The organism is Micromonospora mangrovicola, from assembly GCF_047200535.1.
Taxonomy (GTDB): Bacteria; Actinomycetota; Actinomycetes; order Mycobacteriales; family Micromonosporaceae; genus Micromonospora.
The window spans coordinates 1-16,008 of record NZ_JBJZOG010000124.1; the positions used below are offsets into that span (position 1 = coordinate 1).

16 protein-coding genes are annotated in these 16,008 nt (G+C 69.8%); 9 read left to right on the forward strand and 7 right to left on the reverse strand.

What is annotated here, in order from left to right; all coding sequences use genetic code 11:
* Positions 1–313 precede the first annotated feature (313 nt).
* The 7 genes from ACL02O_RS30105 to ACL02O_RS30135 form a co-directional block, all read right to left on the reverse strand.
* Positions 314–1,018 carry a GntR family transcriptional regulator gene (locus ACL02O_RS30105; RefSeq protein WP_412821560.1) on the reverse strand — a complete coding sequence of 235 codons (705 nt, stop codon included), beginning with the start codon at positions 1,016–1,018 and terminating at the stop codon, positions 314–316.
* A gap of 20 nt (positions 1,019–1,038) precedes the next feature.
* The gene (locus tag ACL02O_RS30110; protein WP_412821561.1) at positions 1,039–2,049 is read right to left on the reverse strand and encodes a proline racemase family protein; all 1,011 of its coding nucleotides are present in this window, start codon (positions 2,047–2,049) and stop codon (positions 1,039–1,041) included.
* 4 nt (positions 2,050–2,053) lie between these two features.
* Positions 2,054–2,782, reverse strand: a complete 729-nt coding sequence (locus ACL02O_RS30115; RefSeq protein WP_412821562.1) for an ABC transporter ATP-binding protein — start codon at positions 2,780–2,782, stop codon at positions 2,054–2,056.
* Complete coding sequence (locus ACL02O_RS30120; RefSeq protein WP_412821563.1) at positions 2,775–3,590, reverse strand: ABC transporter ATP-binding protein; 816 nt, start codon at positions 3,588–3,590, stop codon at positions 2,775–2,777. Before ACL02O_RS30120 ends, ACL02O_RS30115 begins: the two co-directional genes overlap by 8 nt.
* Positions 3,587–4,624 carry a branched-chain amino acid ABC transporter permease gene (locus tag ACL02O_RS30125; RefSeq protein WP_412821564.1) on the reverse strand — a complete coding sequence of 346 codons (1,038 nt, stop codon included), beginning with the start codon at positions 4,622–4,624 and terminating at the stop codon, positions 3,587–3,589. The genes ACL02O_RS30120 and ACL02O_RS30125 overlap by 4 nt, the downstream gene beginning before the upstream one ends.
* Entirely contained in the window at positions 4,624–5,517 is an 894-nt protein-coding gene (locus ACL02O_RS30130) for a branched-chain amino acid ABC transporter permease (protein WP_412821565.1), read from the reverse strand. The genes ACL02O_RS30125 and ACL02O_RS30130 overlap by 1 nt, the downstream gene beginning before the upstream one ends.
* 64 nt (positions 5,518–5,581) lie before the next feature.
* Positions 5,582–6,754 (reverse strand): branched-chain amino acid ABC transporter substrate-binding protein, encoded by a 1,173-nt coding sequence (locus ACL02O_RS30135; protein WP_412821566.1) that lies wholly within the window; start codon positions 6,752–6,754, stop codon positions 5,582–5,584.
* A 202-nt stretch (positions 6,755–6,956) separates the two neighbouring features.
* On the opposite strand from ACL02O_RS30135, the gene ACL02O_RS30140 reads away from it, so the two are divergent.
* The 9 genes from ACL02O_RS30140 to ACL02O_RS30180 are packed head-to-tail and all read left to right on the forward strand — an operon-like array spanning position 6,957 to position 15,775.
* Entirely contained in the window at positions 6,957–7,865 is a 909-nt protein-coding gene (locus tag ACL02O_RS30140; protein ID WP_412821567.1) for a dihydrodipicolinate synthase family protein, read from the forward strand.
* A 3-nt stretch (positions 7,866–7,868) separates the two neighbouring features.
* Complete coding sequence (locus ACL02O_RS30145; protein WP_412821568.1) at positions 7,869–8,873, forward strand: proline racemase family protein; 1,005 nt, start codon at positions 7,869–7,871, stop codon at positions 8,871–8,873.
* 50 nt (positions 8,874–8,923) lie between these two features.
* Positions 8,924–10,297 (forward strand): aldehyde dehydrogenase family protein, encoded by a 1,374-nt coding sequence (locus ACL02O_RS30150; protein WP_412821569.1) that lies wholly within the window; start codon positions 8,924–8,926, stop codon positions 10,295–10,297.
* Positions 10,297–11,586 (forward strand): aconitase X, encoded by a 1,290-nt coding sequence (locus ACL02O_RS30155; protein WP_412821570.1) that lies wholly within the window; start codon positions 10,297–10,299, stop codon positions 11,584–11,586. Before ACL02O_RS30150 ends, ACL02O_RS30155 begins: the two co-directional genes overlap by 1 nt.
* 4 nt (positions 11,587–11,590) lie before the next feature.
* Complete coding sequence (locus ACL02O_RS30160) at positions 11,591–12,019, forward strand: aconitase X swivel domain-containing protein (RefSeq protein WP_412821571.1); 429 nt, start codon at positions 11,591–11,593, stop codon at positions 12,017–12,019.
* Positions 12,016–12,951 (forward strand): ornithine cyclodeaminase family protein, encoded by a 936-nt coding sequence (locus tag ACL02O_RS30165; RefSeq protein WP_412821572.1) that lies wholly within the window; start codon positions 12,016–12,018, stop codon positions 12,949–12,951. The genes ACL02O_RS30160 and ACL02O_RS30165 overlap by 4 nt, the downstream gene beginning before the upstream one ends.
* Positions 12,944–14,095 carry an NAD(P)/FAD-dependent oxidoreductase gene (locus ACL02O_RS30170; protein WP_412821573.1) on the forward strand — a complete coding sequence of 384 codons (1,152 nt, stop codon included), beginning with the start codon at positions 12,944–12,946 and terminating at the stop codon, positions 14,093–14,095. Before ACL02O_RS30165 ends, ACL02O_RS30170 begins: the two co-directional genes overlap by 8 nt.
* Positions 14,092–14,367, forward strand: a complete 276-nt coding sequence (locus tag ACL02O_RS30175) for a (2Fe-2S)-binding protein (RefSeq protein WP_412821574.1) — start codon at positions 14,092–14,094, stop codon at positions 14,365–14,367. Before ACL02O_RS30170 ends, ACL02O_RS30175 begins: the two co-directional genes overlap by 4 nt.
* A gap of 13 nt (positions 14,368–14,380) precedes the next feature.
* Complete coding sequence (locus ACL02O_RS30180; RefSeq protein WP_412821575.1) at positions 14,381–15,775, forward strand: FAD-dependent oxidoreductase; 1,395 nt, start codon at positions 14,381–14,383, stop codon at positions 15,773–15,775.
* Positions 15,776–16,008: the final 233 nt, after the last annotated feature.

The window sequence follows — 16,008 nt, forward strand, 5'->3', positions numbered from 1 at the left end:
CTGGCCGCCGATCCGCTGGTTCGCCGGCCTCGATGTGCTGCTGCGCGACGACGGCGGGACGTGGCTGTGGGTCCACGGCCGGACCCCGGCAGCGGTGAAAGCCGTGCGGCATCGGTTGCCCGGCGAGTGGCTGATGGCCCCAGACGACGAGGACGGCGAGGGCTGAGGCGTCGGGCGAAACCAAGGTGGGGATCTCACCAGGGACGGCGGGCAGCCGCTGCCGCTGGTCCGACTGCTCACGGACGCGCTCGCCCCCCTGGCCGTCGGAATGCTGGTCGCGCTGGATAGACAGGGCTTCGCGTGGTGTTGGCGGTCAGGGTTCGTGGTAGCCGGCCCATGAGCCGCGAACGTGGCCGATGTGGCGTCGCATCAGCGCCGCCGTCCCCGGCACATCGCCGGCCACCACCAGATCGACGATCTGCTCGTGCTCGGCGGCCGAACGCCCCAACTCGCCACGCTCGGCGAGCCCTTGCAGGCCGTACAGCCGGCTGCGGGCCCGTAGGTTCCCGACCACGTCAATGAGATGCCGGTTGCCGGCGAGGGCGAGCAGCGAGAGATGGAAACGCCGGTCGACCTCGACATAGCCGATGAGGTCGCCGGTTTCGGCGAGCCGCTCCACCTCCATCGCCAGGGGACGCAGTTCCTCGACCGCTGCCCGGGTGGGCTCGTTGATGGCCCGGGCGATCTCGGCCACGGTGGGCACCTCGATCAGCGCACGCAGCGAGGTGATCTCGTCCAGGTCCCGGTCACTCAGCTCCTTGACCCGGAAGCCCTTGTTCCGGACGATCGTGACCAGTTCCTCGTTGGCGAGGTCGAGCATCGCTTCGCGCACCGGCGTGGCGGAGACACCGAACTGCTCTGCGAGTGTCGGCACGGAGTACAGCACGCCGACGCGCATCTGCCCCGTGATGACCGCGCCACGCAGGACATGGGCGATCTCCTGCCGAAGGTTGGGCCGGCCCCCTAACTGCGGCAAAGAGAGCGCGTCCGGGGCCAGGCGCCCGGTGGCGTCCGTCACGGTGTCACTCCTTGTTCTCTTCATCGCAGCGTAAATCCCAGTCCGACGGGATCGTTGGCCTCAAGGACGAAATGGTGTTCACCAGTCCGGTAGGCCATCCCTCGCACCTCTGAAACGTAGGCCGGACGACCCTCTGCTTCCAGCTCCTGCACGACGCGGCCCAGGAACCGTGTGCCGACCACCGAGTCGTGCGTTAGCACCTGGTCAGGGGCGAGTTGCCCCGTTGATGCTAGCAGCGCGATCCGCGCGGAGGTCCCTGACCCACAGGGTGACCGGTCCGCCTCACCGTCGGCGAAGACGGTGATGTTGCGCTGGTGCGGGCCGCCGGACCGCCGGCCGAGATCCTCGAACAGGATTGTGCCGTAGATTCCGTCGAGCCGCGATTCGCTCGGATGCCGGGCCCATTCGGTCCCGTTGAGTTTCCATTTGATTTCCCGGCCGAGTGCCAGCAGGTCACCGTAGTGCTCTGGGCTGACCGGGAGCTCGAGGGCTGAGGCGTCGACGGAGGCGTAGATCGCGCCCCCGTAGCTGACGTCCGCGCGTACCGGGCCCCGGCTGGTGTTCACGGTGATGCCCTGACCCAGTACATACGCGGGCACGTTGCGGAAGCTGACCTCGCGCACCTCGCCGGCCACACAGGAGACTGTGGCCGTGACGCGACCTGACGGTACGTCGATCACCACGTCGGTCTCCCCGTCCGGGCGGACGTCCACGAGCCCGCTCCGGACGGCCCACGCACCCAGCGCGATGGTGCCGTGTCCGCACGCCGTCGAGTAGCCGTCCTTGTGCCAGAACAGCACCCCGAAGTGTGCGCCCTCGTCGTCTGGCGGCACGACGAAGCAGCCGTACATGTCGGCGTGGCCACGAGGTTCGTTGACCAGGAGCCGGCGCACCGCGTCGACCTGTTCGTCGCGCTGGGCGTGCTCGCGCCGTTCCAGCACGGTGGCGCCGGGAATCTCTGGGACGCCTTCGGTGACGATGCGGAACGGCTCTCCCGCCGTGTGGTAGTCGGTCGCGCGAATGTCCAGCATCGCCTCAGGCCCCCAGGTACGCCTCGACCACGCGGGAGTCGCGCGCGAGTTCGCTGGCCGCCCCCTGCAGGCTGATCACACCGTTCTCCACCACGTACGCGCGGTGAGCGATCTTGAGCGCGGCGCGGGCGTTCTGCTCGACGAGCAGCACCGACGTGCCGTCAGCGTTGATCCGGCGGATCAGATCCATGATCTGGGCCACCACGAGTGGCGCGAGCCCCATCGAGGGCTCGTCCAGCATCAGCAGTTTCGGCCCGGCGACCAGCGCGCGACCGACGGCGAGCATCTGCTGCTCGCCGCCGGACAGGTAGCCGCCCTGCTGGTTGCGCCGCTCGGCCAGCCGGGGCAGCAGGGAGTAGACCTCGTCGATCCGGCGGTTGACCACGGTCGCGTCCTGCACCAGGTAGCCACCGAGCTGGAGGTTCTCGTGAACGGTCAGCCGGGAGAAGATGCGGCGCCCCTCTGGCACGTGCACCACCCCCGCGCCCACGATCTCCCAGGGCTTGGCTTTGGTGATGTCCGTGCCGAACGCGCGCACGGTGCCGCCGGTGGAGCGCACCACCCCGGAAACCGTGGCGAGGGTACTGGTCTTGCCCGCGCCATTGTTGCCGAGCAGAGTGACGATCTCGCCCTCGCCGACGGTCAGGGTCAGGCCCCGGATGGCGTGGACGCGGCCGTAGTGGACGTCGAGAGCGTCGATTTCGAGTGCACAGGGGCCGGTGACCTCAGTCATGGCTCATCTCCTCGCTCGTGGCTTCCTCCGCGTCGTCCTTGCCGAGGTACGCCTCGATCACGGCCGGGTTGCGGCGTACCTCCTCGGGAGTGCCGTCGGCGATCTCCCGGCCGAAGTTCAGCACGACAATCCGGCGCGACACCTGCATGACGAGATCCATGTCGTGCTCGATGAGCACGATGGCGATGCCCAGCACACTGATGCGGTGCAGCAGATCGAGAAGCTCGTTCTTCTCACCGTAGTTGAGGCCCGCGGCGGGCTCGTCCAGCAGGATCACCTTGGGCCCGCGCGCGAGGGCGCGGGCGATCTCGACGCGCCGCTGCTCGCCGTACGGAAGGTTCCGCGCCAGGCCACCACGGTCACCGCGCAGGCCCACGAAGTCGAGCCAGCGGTTCGCCTCGTCGGTCGCCTCCCGTTCGGAGCGCCGGAACCGCGGCGTGTGCAGTAGCGCGTCGAAGGCGTTCTGCCGCAGCCGGAGGTGCATCCCGGCGCGGACGTTGTCGAGCACCGTCAGCTCACCGAACAGGCGCAGGTTCTGGAAGGTACGCGACATCCCCCGGGCCGCGATCGCGGACGGCCGCAGGCCGGTGATGTTCGCGCCTTCCAGCGTGACCGAGCCACCGGTGGCCTTGTAGAAGCCCGTGACGCAGTTGAACGCGCTGGTCTTGCCGGCACCGTTGGGTCCGACGAGCGAGAGGACGTCGCCTTCGTTGACCCGGAAGGTCAGCCCGTCGACGGCCTTCACGCCGCCGAAGTCCAGGTGCAGATCCTGCACCTGGAGCAGCGGTGCGGGTTCTAGCGTGCTCACGGCACCACCTCCTTGGCCTTGTGCATGTCATGCTCCTTGGCCTTGCGCATGTCACGCCGGGACTGCCGTTCCATGGCCCGCGCCGGCCACAGTCCCTGCCGACGGAAGATCATCACGACGATGAGCAGGATCCCGAATACGAAGTACCGGTAGTCGGCGGCCTGCCGGAGAAGCTCGGGCAGCACGCTGATGAAGATGGCGCCCAGCACGACGCCGGGCGTCGAGCCCATGCCACCGAGCACGACGGCCATCAGGATGAGGGCCGACCACAGGAAGGTGAAGCTCGGTGGGGAGATGGCGGACAGTTGGGCGCCGAAGAGGATGCCGGCGAGGCCGCCCCAGATGGCGCCGCCGATGTAGGCGGCGAGCTTCACGCGGTATGTGTTGATGCCCATCGCCTCGGCGGCGTCCTCGTCCTCGCGGATGAACCGCCAGGCGCGTCCGAGCCGGCTGCGTCCGAGCCGCGCCGCGCCGAGGACGGCCAGGGCGACGACGACCACACAGGTGTAATAGAGGCCGACCGGGCTGCTCAGGTCGAGCCCGAGCAGCGTGATGCCCGGGATCCCGTAGATGCCGGACGGCCCACCGGTGATGGTGAGGTTGTTCGCCGTGATCCGGATGATCTCCCCGAAGCCGAGTGTCACGATCGCCAGGTAGTCGCTGCGCAGCCGCAGGGTAGGCCCACCGATCACGATGCCCGCGACCACCGCCGCGACGATGACGACGGGCACGGTGGCCAGCAGCGGCCATCCGTACCTGGTGGCGAGGACACCGCTGACGTAGGCGCCGATGGCGAAGAACGCGGCGTACCCGAGGTCGAGCAGGCCGCAGTAGCCGACGACGATGTTGAGGCCGACCGCGAGCATCACGAACAGCAGCGCGGAGGTCATGACCGACAGGGCGTAGTTGGTCGCGGTGATGAACGGCGCCAACAACGCGACGGCCAGTGCGATCAGGCCGAGGTAGCGGTTCTGCTGGATGCGCTCGAAGAGCCCGCGGGCGCCGGCGGATGACGTTGCGAGATTGGTGGTCATCAGACACGCTCCGTAACGCGCTCGCCGAGGATGCCGGTCGGACGAAGCGTGAGGAAGACGATGAGGAAGCCGAAGGCGAAGACATCGCGCCACTGCCCGCCGATCCAGGCGGTGCCGAAGGATTCGAGCATGCCGAGCGCCAGGCCGCCGAGCATCGCGCCCTTGATGTTGCCGATGCCGCCGATGACGGCCGCGGTGAACGCCTTGAGCCCGATGATGAACCCCATCAGAAAGTCGATCTTCCCGTAGTAACCGCCGGCCATCACGCCGGCGGCGCCGGCGAGGGCGGAGCCGATGAAGAAGGTGCGCGCGATGATGGCGTCGACGTTGATGCCCATGTACAGGGCCGCCGTCGGGTCCTGGGAGATGGCGCGCATGGCCCGACCGGTCCCGGTTCCCATGACGAGCCACTGGAGGCCGGCCATCAGCAGGACCGCGATCAGGATGAGACTGGCCTGCTGGATGGTGATGCGGGCGCCGAGCAGGTCGATCGAGTCGCCCGCCAGCCGGACCGGGTAGACCTCTGGGTTGGGCCCGGCCACCAGGCGCATCCCGTACTCGAGCGCGAACGAGGCGCCCACAGCGGTGATCAGTACGGAGAGTCGGGGCGCCCCGCGCAGGGGACGGTAGGCGATCCGCTCGAGCAGAAGGCCGGCCGTCCCGGTCACCAGCATCGAGATGATCAGGACGATGAGCAGCGCCACGAAGCCGAGGCCGGTCGCCAGCCCGCCGGCGACGCTCAGGACGCCGAAGCCGACGAACGCACCGAGCATGTACAGGTCGCCGTGGGCGAAGTTGAGGAGCCTGATGATGCCGTACACCATGGTGTAGCCCAGCGCGACCAGGGCGTAGAACGATCCGACGAAGAGACCGTTCCAGATGAGTTGGGTCATGGGAGCCCTTCGAGGAACGCCCCGGCGGCGCGCTCCTAGGAGGGCGCCGCCGGGAGCAGACGATCTACTGCAGGGTGTCCTTGAGGACGATCTTGCCGTTCTGCACCGCGAGGATCTGGAAGCCACCGCTGGAGAGCGTGTGGTCGGGCGTGAACTTCAGCGGCCCGGAGAACAGCTGGAAACCGTCGATGCCCTCGAGCGCCTTGATGACGGCGCTGCCGTCAGTCGAGCCGGCCTGCTTGACCGCCTCGGCGGCCACCCGGACGGCGTCGTATGCCTGGGTGGAGTACGGGCCGGGGTCGGCGCCGAACTTGCTCTTGTAGTCCGCGATCCACTTGTCGGCGCCCTGGATCGTGTCCGGGGTCTGCGTCATGGTGGCGAAGACGCCCTCGGCGACCGCGGGGCCGGCGATGTCCACCAGCTTCTGGTCGACCGATCCGTCGGCGACCATGATCTTGCCGGTGTAGCCGGCCTGCCGCAGCTGGCGGATGATGAGGCCGCCCTCCTGGTAGTAGCCGGTCCAGTAGATGAAGTCCGGCTGGCTCTTCAGGATGGCGTGGACGTTGGCGCTGTAGTCGCTCTCACCTGCGGTGACCGACTCGCGTCCCGCGAGCGCCGGCGAGCCCGTCAGCAGCTTGGCGGTGGTGTCCGCGATGTCCTTGGAGTAGCTGGTGTTGTCGTCCATGAGGGCGACCTTTGTGGCACCCACCTTCTTCATGAACTTGAGCCCCGCATCGGACTGCTGCACACCGGTGCCGTTGATCAGGAAGACGTTCTTCTTGTGCTGCTTGACCAGTTCGTTGGAGTTGGCGGCCGGGATGAGCATGGGCACGTCGGCCTTCTCGAAGATCGGCAGCGTCGGGAGCGTCGCACCCGAGCAGTAGCCGCCAACCGAGATCTTCACACCCTCGGTGACCAGCTTGTTGGCGCCCGCCGTGGCGCTCTTGGCGTCGCACGCCTCGTCCTCGACCTTGAGCTCGAGCTTGCGCCCGTTGACGCCGCCCTTGCCGTTGATCTCGTCGACGGCGAGTTGCGCACCGTTCTTCATGTACGGGCCGATGGCCGAGCTGCTCCCCGACATCGGAGTCAGCATGCCGAGGACGATCGGCCCGTTGTCCGACGACCCGCCCCCTCCCGAGGCGAGCCCGTTGCCACAGGCGGAGAGCATCATGGCCGCCACCGCCGCGCTGCCCACGAGGGCGACTCGCGACAGCCGGCGGGTCAGATATGCGGTCATTGTCCAACCCACTTCCTCAAGGACCGACACGCGGACGGCCCAAGTAGCGATCGGTAGCACTGCTGTGTGACGTAGCACCGCACTATGGCACAGGACACACGGTCGCTCCAGAGGTGCACGCCGGGGTGTTACCGAACGTTGATTTGAGGAGGCCGAGCCGCTGTGTGATATTTTACTGCCCCCAACGAAAGGGCTCATTGACATGACCGCATCCCCCGCTGCCCGTACCCGCCCCTGGCACGGCGTGCTCGTCGCGACCGCCCTGCCCTACCGCGACGACCTGTCCGTGGACTTCGACGCCTACGCCGACCACGTGCGGTGGCTGGCCGAGAACGGCGCTCATGGTGTAACCCCGAACGGATCCCTGGGCGAGTACCAGGTGCTGACCCAGGAGGAGCGCGCGAAGGCCGTCGAGGTGGCGATCCAGGCCGCACCCGAGGGCTTCGTCGTCATGCCGGGCGTGGGCGCCTACGGCGCCCTGGAGTCGCGGCGCTGGGCCGAGCAGGCAGCCGAGGCCGGCGCGCAGGCCGTCATGGCGCTCCCCCCGAACGCATACCGCACGGACGAGCGGGCCGTCCTGGAGCACTACCGCGAGATCAGCAAGGCCGGCCTGCCGGTGACCGCGTACAACAACCCGATCGACACCAAGACCGACCTGACGCCTCGGCTCCTCGCCACGCTGTACAACGAGGGCCTCATCGTGGGCGTCAAAGAGTTCAGCGGCGACGTGCGCCGGGCCTACGAGATCTCGGAGCTCGCGCCCGGACTGGACCTGATGATCGGCACCGACGACGTCGTCCTCGAGGTCGGCATCGCGGGCGCCAAGGGGTGGGTCGCCGGATACACCAACGCCTTCCCCCAGTCGACCGTGGCGCTCTACGAGGCCTCGGTGGCAGGGGACCTGGCAACCGCGCTCCCGCTGTACCGGCTGCTGCACCCCCTGCTGCGCTGGGACTCGAAGACCGAGTTCGTACAGGCGATCAAGCTCTCCATGGACATCGTCGGCCGTAAAGGCGGCGTCTGCCGACCGCCGCGGCAGCCGCTGACCGCCGAGCAGGAGCAGTTGGTCCGCGCCGCGACCGAGGCAGCCCTCCAAGCCGGACTGGTCTGAGACATGCGCGCACGACGACTGCTGCACGCCGTCGACTCGCACACCGAGGGCATGCCGACCAGGGTGATCACGGGCGGTGTGGCACCACTGCCCGGCGCCACGATGATGGAGCGCCGCCGCTGGTTCCTCGACAACAGCGACCACCTCCGCACCTTCCTGATGTACGAGCCACGCGGGCACTCCGCCATGTCCGGAGCGATCCTGCAGCCGCCGACCCGGCCCGACGCCGACTGGGGCGTGCTCTACATCGAGGTGTCCGGCTGCCTGCCGATGTGCGGACACGGCACCATCGGGGTCGCCACCGTGCTGGTGGAGACCGGCATGGTGGAGGTGACCGAGCCCGTCACGACGATCCGCCTGGACACGCCCGCCGGCCTCGTGGTCGCGGAGGTCGCCGTCTCCGACGGCGCGGCCAAGGCGGTCACGATTCGCAACGTGCCGTCCTACTCCCACCAGTTGGACGCAACCGTCGAGGTGCCCGGCTTCGGGACGGCCCGCTACGACCTCGCGTACGGCGGCAACTTCTACGCGATGGTCCACCTCGAAGACCTCGGCCTGCCGTTCGACCGGGGACACAAGCAGGCACTGCTGGACGCCGGGCTGGCGATCATGGAAGCGATCAACGAACAGGACCGCCCGGTCCACGTCACCGACCCCGACATCAGCGGATGTCACCACGTACAGCTCATCGCTCCCGGCTCGGACGCCCGGCATTCGCGCCACGCGATGGCCATCCACCCGGGCTGGTTCGACCGGAGCCCGTGCGGTACCGGCACGAGCGCCCGCATGGCGCAGCTCCACGCGCGTGGCGAGCTGGCGTTGCACACCGACTTCGTCAACGAGTCCTTCATCGGGACGCGCTTCATCGGCCGGCTCGTGGAAGAGACCCGGCTCGCCGGCGACGTCACCGCAGTGGTACCGACCATCACCGGACGCGCCTGGCTGACCGGCACGGCCCAGTACTTCCTGGATCCGGACGACCCGTTCCCAGCAGGCTTCCTGCTCTGACCTGACCTCATCCCCACCCAGCCCACGTACCGACGCTGAGGGAGCACTTCGTGATCAAGAGCTACTCACCGCACGCACCCGAAGATCTCGTCGCCGAGGCGCCCGTGGCCCGTGCCGGCGAGGTGGCGAAGGCGTTCGCCCGCGCTCGCGCGGCCCAGGCCCGGTGGGGACGCGGCCCCGCGGCCGCGCGGGCACAGGCACTGTCCGACGCTGCCGACGCGGTGGCGGCAGCGTCCGACGAACTGACCCAACTGGCGGTTCGCGAGGTCGGCAAACCACTCGGCGAAGCGCGCGGTGAGGTAGCTCGGGCGGTGGCCATCCTTCGCTACTACGCCCAGCAGGTGTACGACCCGGTGGGCGCGATGCACGAGCCGTCGACCCTCGGCCTGCTCTTCACCCGGCGCCGACCGCTCGGCGTCGCCGGGCTCATCACCCCGTGGAACTTCCCGATCGCCATCCCGCTGTGGAAGGCCGCACCGGCATTGGCGTTCGGCAACGCCGTGGTGCTCAAGCCGTCGCCGGACGCGACGGCGACGGCGTTGCGACTGGCCACCCTGCTCGACGAGGTCCTGCCCGAGGGGCTGTTCACAGTCCTTGCCGGTGACGGCGACACCGGCCGGGCGATCGTGGCCGAGGCCGACGTGGTGTCGTTCACCGGATCCACGGCGGTCGGTCGCGACGTGGTGCGCTCGGCCGCGGCCCGCGGGGTGCGGGTACAGGCGGAGATGGGCGGCCAGAACCCGGCGATCGTCCTGCCCGACGCCGACGTGGAGTCCACCGCCAAGCAGATCGCCGCGGCCGCGATGGGGTTCGCCGGCCAGAAGTGCACGGCGACCAAGCGGGTGATCGTCGTTGGGGAGGTCGCGCCGTTGCGGGACGCGCTCGTCGCGGCGATCGAGGCGCTGGGGTTCGGCGACCCCGCGCAGGCGACAACCGCGGTGGGGCCGGTCATCAACGAAGCCGCCCGGGACAAGGTGCTGGCCGCCGCCGGCAGCGCGACCGCGGCCGGATCCCGGCTCCTGACCGGCGGCGTGGCGACCGACGACCCCGGCTGGTTCGTCCGTCCGACCCTGCTCGAGGATGTCCCCGCCGACCACCCGCTCTCGTGCGACGAGGTGTTCGGGCCGATCGCCACGCTGCACGCGGTGCGTACGCGCCAGGAAGCGGTCGCGGTGGCCAACAATGTTCCACAGGGACTCGCCGCCGGCGTGTATACGCGCGATCTCACCGCCGCACTCGCAACGGCGGACGCGTTGGAGGCCGGCCTGGTGAAGGTCAACGCACCGACCACCGGGGTCGACTTCTACCTGCCGTTCGGCGGCGAGAAGGCATCCAGTGTGGGCGGCCGCGAGCAGGGCAAGGCCGCGCAGGACTTTTTCACCTCGCTGCACACGGTGACGCTGGCCCCCGGCGAAGGAGCCTGATGCCCGGCGATGACGGCCTGGTCCTCACCGCTGAGGAACAGTCGATGCTGGCCGGAGAGCGGGGCCCGGCCACCGCGATGTGCATGCGGCTGATCGTCGGGGTCGCGCGCGCGAACGAGGCCGAGCGGCTGGTGCCGATCGAGTCAGCGCACGCCGACGGCTGCCTGTACCACGGCGTGGCGGGGCTGGAGTTCACCGAGCGGCTGGTCACCCTCGGCGCCCGGGTGCGGGTGCGCACGACGCTCAACGTCGGCTCGCTCGACCTGCTGCATCCCGGGCTGGTACGCGCCGACGCCGAGGTGGCCGAAAACGGCCGGCGCCTGATGGACGCGCACGTGGCTCTCGGCTGCGAGCCGATCTGGTCGTGCGCGCCGTACCAGTCCGGCCACCGCCCGACAGAAGGCAGCCATGTAGCGTGGGCGGAGTCGAACGCCATCGCCTTCGTCAACTCGGTACTCGGGGCGCGCACGGACCGGTACGGCGACTTCATCGACATCGCCGCCGGCGTTGTCGGCCGGGTCCCCTACTCGGGCCTGCACCTGAGGCGAAACCGCGCCGCCGCGCTGGTGCTCGACTTCTCAGCGATCCCCGCCGCGCTGCTCGACGACGACGTCGCCTGGCCCGCGATCGGGGCGCTGCTCGGCGAACTCGCCGGAACCCGGGTCGCGGCGCTCACCGGTCTGCCGGGCGACCTGAACGACGGCGGGGTCACAGAGGACCGGCTCAAGGCGCTCGGCGCGACCGCCGCGTCCGCCGGCGGCGTCGCGCTGTTCCACGTTGTGGGGGTGACCCCGGAGGCGCCGACGCTGGACGCGGTGCTCGGCCCTGAGGCCACCACGGTGCCGGTGACGGCACACGACCTCAAGCGAGCGCGCGAGCGGCTGAGTACCGCCGCCGCTACGAACTCACTCGACGCCGTCAGCCTCGGCACCCCGCACTTCTCGCTTGCCGAGTTCGCGGCGCTGGCGCTCGAGCTGCGGGGCGGCGCATCGTTCAGCTCGTCGGTTGACGTCTTCGTCTCGACCAGCCGGGCCGTGCTGGCCGAGGCGGAGGCACGCGGGTACGCCGACGCCGTGCGCGACGCGGGTGGCCGCGTCCTCACCGACACCTGCACGTACGTGACGCCGGTGCTGCGCGACGGGATCCGCACCGTGATGACGAACTCGGGCAAGTGGGCCTGGTACGCGCCGGCCAACCTCGGAATCGACACTGTGCTGGGAAGCCTGGCCGAGTGTGTCGCCTCAGCGAGAGCCGGGAGGGTGGTACGCGATGAGCGGCTGTGGGGATGACCCGATGACGCTGCCAGGCCGCTCCCTTCATCCCGGACAGGCGAACGCCGCCGTGCTCGCGCTCGACGAGCCCCTCTCGTTCTGGGGCGGGGTCGACCCTTCCGGGGTGATCGTCGACGCCCACCACCCGCAACGCGGCTCCACGGTCGCCGGGCAGGTCCTCACGATGCAGGCCGGGCGCGGCTCCAGCTCCTCCACCGCCGTGCTCGCGGAGCTGATCCGGTCGGGCCACGCGCCGGCGGCCCTCCTCCTGGCCGAGTGCGACGCGATCCTGGTGATCGGAGCCCTAGTCGCCGCCGAGATCTACGACATCGCACTGCCCATCGTGCAGCTCGCCCACGACGATCTGGCACGACTACACACCGGCACCCGAGCCGCCGTCCTTGCCCACTCCGCACCCCTTGCGGCGACCATCATTGTGAAAAGCCGATGACCGCGACACTGCCGTACCTCGACGAGGCCGACATCTTCGACCTGGTGCCGTTCGCCGATGCCGTCACCGTACTGGCGAAGGCCCTTTCCGGCGGGCTCGATCCGCAGGCGTCCCTACAGCGCTCCATTCACGACGTGGAACACGGCCAACTGCTGCTGATGCCCGCCGAGACCGCAGCCGCCGTGGGCGTAAAGCTGAGCACGGTGGCTCCGGGTAACTCCGACCGTCTGCTCCCCCGCGTCCAGGCGCTCTACGTGCTGTACGACCGGGTCACGCTGACCCCGGTGGCGCTGCTCGACGGCACGGCCCTGACCACGTTGCGAACCCCTGCTGTCTCCGCAGTCGCGGTGGACCACCTCGCCGCGCCCGAGGCGCGGCACCTGGTCGTGTTCGGCTCCGGCCCGCAAGCGTGGGGGCATGTGGAGGCGCTCCGGGCCACTCGCCCCCTCGGCAACGTCACGGTCGTCGGTCGGGACCCCGACCGCGCGGCGGCCCTGATCGCCCGTGTCCGGGACAGCGGTCTGGACGCGCGCGTGGGCAGCCACGACGACGTCGCGGATGCGGACGTGGTGGTGTGCGCCACCACAGCCCGCCAGCCGCTTTTCGACGGCCGCCGGTTGCGCCCGGGGACCTGCGTCGTCGCGGTGGGCTCCCACGAGCCGGACGCCCGTGAACTCGACGACGCGACGATCAGCTCTGCCGAACGGGTGGTGGTCGAGTCCCACGGCGTCGCCCTGCGTGAAGCTGGTGACATCATTCAGGCCGTACGCTCCGGCGTCGTCCGCGAGAACAACCTCATCGAGCTTCGCGACGCGGTGCACCTGGCACCCACCGCCGGTTCATCGGTCTTCAAGAGCGTCGGCATGGGCTGGCAGGACCTCGTGGTGGCCGATCTGGCCTACCGGCGCTGGACGGAGAAAAGGCATGCCTGATGTGGTCATCGTCGGAGCGGGCATCGTGGGGGCGGCCTGCGCCTACTATGCCGCGCGCGAGGGACTGTCGGTGACCGTCCTCGAGCGGGGGACGGTGGCTGGCGGCACCACAAGCCGCGGTGAGGGCAACATCCTCGTCTCGGACAAGGAACCCGGCCCCGAACTGAACCTGGCTCTGGCGTCCCGCACGCGCTGGCTGGAACTGGCCGCCGAGTACGGGCCCGACCCGTTCGAACTCGAAGAAAAGGGTGGCCTGGTGGTGGCCACCTCGGATCCGGGTGCCACGGCCCTGACCCGGTTCGCCGAGGGGCAACGGGCCACCGGCGTGGAGACGGTCGCGGTGAGCGCGGACCAACTCCCCGACCACGAGCCGAACCTCGCCCCGGACCTGCCCGGAGGAGTCCTCTACCCCCAGGACATGCAGGTACAGCCGGTACTGGCGGCGGTGTCGCTCCTCACGGCGGCCCGGTCCCTCGGCGCCACGGTGGTCCGTGGCGAGGAGGTCGTGGCGGCCGAACGGGGTCCGGACGGACGCGTCACGGCGGTCCGGACGCGCACCGGTAGCTATCCCACCAACGCGGTCGTCAACGCCGCCGGAACCTGGGGTGGCCAGGTCGGCGAGCGGCTCGGCGCGCCAATCCCCATCCTCCCCCGCCGCGGGTTCATCCTGGTGACCGAGCCGCTGCCCCGGGTGGTTCGGCACAAGGTGTACTCCGCTGACTACGTCGAGAACGTCGCGTCCGACGTCGCCGGACTGGAGACGTCCACCGTCGTCGAAGGTACCCAGGGCGGAACGGTGCTCATCGGCGCGAGCCGGGAGCGGGTGGGGTTCGACGACACCATGTCCGTGGACGTGCTGCGGCGGCTGGCCTCGCTGGCGGTACGCATCTTCCCCTTCCTCGCCGACGTGAGGCTGATGCGGACCTATCGCGGCTTCCGCCCCTACTGCCCGGACCACCTGCCGGTCATCGGTCCAGACCCCCGGATTCCCGGCCTGTTCCACGCCTGCGGGCACGAAGGCGCCGGCATCGGTCTCGCCCCGGCGACCGGCGAGCTGATCAGCCAGATGCTGACCAACGATCAGCCGGACATCGACCCCTCGGCGTTCGCGCCATCGAGGTTCGCGCAGGTGACCGCAGGATGAGCCAGCCACACTTCTCCTTCGACGGCAGCCAGATCCCCTTCCGGCCCGGGCAGAGCGTGGGCGCCGCGTTGACCGCGGCCGGGGTGCGGTCGTGGCGCAGCACCCGACGCGCCGGCCGGCCGCGGGGGTTGTTCTGCGGTATCGGCGTGTGCTTCGACTGTCTCGTCGTCGTCGACGGGCGCCCGAACGAACGCGCCTGCCTCCGGCTCGCCGAGCCGGGCATGGAGATCAGCACGCAGGAAGGAACCGGTCACGGTGACCTCGAAGTCTGAGCGGATCTTCGACGTGCTGGTGGTCGGCGCCGGGCCGGCCGGGCTGGCCGCCGCGACCAGCGCCACCCGCGCCGGCGCGCGCACGGCCATCGTGGACGCGGGCGTGACGCCCGGTGGCCAGTACTGGCGCCACCCGGCGCCCAGCGAGCGTGGCGTGTCCGCCGCCGAGGTGGCCCACCTTCATCACGACCTGGCGGCATATCACCGTCTTGTGGCCGGACTCCGGGCCGTTGCCCAGTTCTACCAGCACCACGTGTGGACGGTCACCCGCGACAGGGACGGCTTCGTCGTGCACGTGGTCGACCGGACCGGTGGGGGCGAACGAGCCGCCGAGCTCCGCAGCCGTCGGCTCATCCTGGCCCCGGGGGCGTACGACCGCCAGATCCCGTTCCCCGGGTGGGATCTTCCGGGCGTGATGACGGCGGGGGGTGTGCAGGCCCTGCTCAAGGGTCACGGCGTCGTTGCCGGACAGCGGGTGCTGGTGGCCGGAACCGGCCCGTTCCTGCTTCCGGTCGCGGCCGGCCTGGCCGAGTCGGGAGCGAACGTCGTGGGCGTTCACGAGGCCGCCTCCCCGTTGGCGTGGCTGAGTGAGCTCGGCTCCGTGATCCGCAATGTGAACAAGCTCGGTGAGGGCGCCAGCTACGCCCGGGTGCTGGCGCGGCACCGCATTCCGGTCCATACCCGGTCCGTCGTGGTCTCCGCCCACGGCACGGACGCCGTGGAACGGGTCACCACCATGCGATTGGACCACAAGGGCCGGGTGGTACCCGGAAGTAAGCGCACGATCGCGGTGGATGTGCTGGCCGTGGGGTGGGGCTTCACCCCGCAAGTGGAACTGCCGCTGGCGCTCGGCTGCGCGACGCGCGTGGATGTCGACGGGTCGCTGGTGTGCGAGGTCGACGACGAGCAGCGCTCATCGGTCGAGGGCGTCTTTGTCGCCGGCGAAGCCTGCGGCGTGGGCGGCGCCGCGCTTGCGACGGTGGAAGGCGAGATCGCCGGTACCCTCGCGGCCGGCGCATCGTCCGTCGCACCTCGGCTGCGCCGCTCGCGGGCGGCGCTGCGCCGCTTCGCGCAGGCGATGCACCGGTGCCACCCGGTGCCTCCAGGATGGGTGGACCGGCTGTCCGACAACACGACCGTCTGTCGATGCGAGGAGGTTCCTTTCGGGGCACTGCGGTCCGTGCAGCAAGACCTCGACGCGCACGACGGCCGGTCGGCGAAGATGCTCACCCGAGCCGGCATGGGTTACTGCCAGGCACGCACCTGCGGCTACGCCGTCGGATGCATCCTCGGTCAAGAGGCCTCCCGCACCTCCGGCTTCGCCGAACGCCCCGTCTCATCTCCCCTCACCCTCGGCGCGTTGGCAACGTCCTCTCCGAGAGAGAACGACCCACCGCCAGCTGAGTGAGGAGGAACGGTCCGCGTTTCCTCGGGCCATGATCGCACCGCCGATGCGGCCGGGGAGGCCACGAGGGTGGCCGAAAAATGCATCGAAGGCGCGTTCCCAGATTTTCGTCATGCCGTCCATCCTGCATCGACGCCCAAACTGGAGCTCCGAACCACTCAGCGTGCATCCATGCCATGTGGTCACCCGTGAGCTGCCCTGAGCCGGAAATCGTCGGTCGCGCAGCTTCCTTGCGA

What these genes read in the sequence shown, in the direction of transcription:
- ACL02O_RS30140 (WP_412821567.1), top strand. Translation starts at nt 6,957, where the DNA reads ATGACCGCATCCCCCGCTGCCCGTACCCGCCCCTGGCACGGCGTGCTC.
- ACL02O_RS30165 (WP_412821572.1), top strand. Translation starts at nt 12,016, where the DNA reads ATGACCGCGACACTGCCGTACCTCGACGAGGCCGACATCTTCGACCTG.
- ACL02O_RS30145 (WP_412821568.1), top strand. Translation starts at nt 7,869, where the DNA reads ATGCGCGCACGACGACTGCTGCACGCCGTCGACTCGCACACCGAGGGC.
- ACL02O_RS30115 (WP_412821562.1), bottom strand. Translation starts at nt 2,782, where the DNA reads ATGACTGAGGTCACCGGCCCCTGTGCACTCGAAATCGACGCTCTCGAC.
- ACL02O_RS30170 (WP_412821573.1), top strand. Translation starts at nt 12,944, where the DNA reads ATGCCTGATGTGGTCATCGTCGGAGCGGGCATCGTGGGGGCGGCCTGC.
- ACL02O_RS30160 (WP_412821571.1), top strand. Translation starts at nt 11,591, where the DNA reads ATGACGCTGCCAGGCCGCTCCCTTCATCCCGGACAGGCGAACGCCGCC.
- ACL02O_RS30130 (WP_412821565.1), bottom strand. Translation starts at nt 5,517, where the DNA reads ATGACCCAACTCATCTGGAACGGTCTCTTCGTCGGATCGTTCTACGCC.
- ACL02O_RS30155 (WP_412821570.1), top strand. Translation starts at nt 10,297, where the DNA reads ATGCCCGGCGATGACGGCCTGGTCCTCACCGCTGAGGAACAGTCGATG.
- ACL02O_RS30110 (WP_412821561.1), bottom strand. Translation starts at nt 2,049, where the DNA reads ATGCTGGACATTCGCGCGACCGACTACCACACGGCGGGAGAGCCGTTC.
- ACL02O_RS30175 (WP_412821574.1), top strand. Translation starts at nt 14,092, where the DNA reads ATGAGCCAGCCACACTTCTCCTTCGACGGCAGCCAGATCCCCTTCCGG.
- ACL02O_RS30125 (WP_412821564.1), bottom strand. Translation starts at nt 4,624, where the DNA reads ATGACCACCAATCTCGCAACGTCATCCGCCGGCGCCCGCGGGCTCTTC.
- ACL02O_RS30135 (WP_412821566.1), bottom strand. Translation starts at nt 6,754, where the DNA reads ATGACCGCATATCTGACCCGCCGGCTGTCGCGAGTCGCCCTCGTGGGC.